We start from the raw sequence: 271 nt of genomic DNA, 5'->3' as shown, positions 1-271 counted from the left end.
AGACTAAACGCTCTGACTTCGGTAATTTTCACCGGAACTTGCTTTCCGCGCAGTTGGTTAATGTCACCCGCAAAGAAGGTTAAGCGGTTGGTGCGAGTGCGTCCCATCACTTGTGAGGGATCTTTAGGATTTTGCCCTTCCACTAAGACTTCTTCTGTGCGATTCAAATAACGGCGCGATCGCGCGGATGCTTTCGTGGAAACCAAATGATTTAACCGTTGTAAACGGTCGCTTTTGACCTCATCACCTAATTGATTATCCCATTTTGCAG

The 271-nt window shown here is 46.9% G+C and carries 1 protein-coding gene; it reads right to left on the bottom strand.

Annotation, left to right across the window (positions count from 1 at the left end; all coding sequences use genetic code 11):
- On the bottom strand, window positions 1–271 hold a 271-nt coding region (locus R0J92_RS23115; protein WP_411053390.1), incomplete at both ends, for a TRAM domain-containing protein.

The organism is Tritonibacter sp. SIMBA_163 (assembly GCF_046535935.1).
In the GTDB taxonomy this organism is placed as follows: domain Bacteria; phylum Pseudomonadota; class Alphaproteobacteria; order Rhodobacterales; family Rhodobacteraceae; genus Epibacterium; species Epibacterium scottomollicae.
The sequence above is the reverse complement of the archived record's forward strand: the minus strand, read 5'-3'. Positions and strand labels throughout refer to the sequence as shown.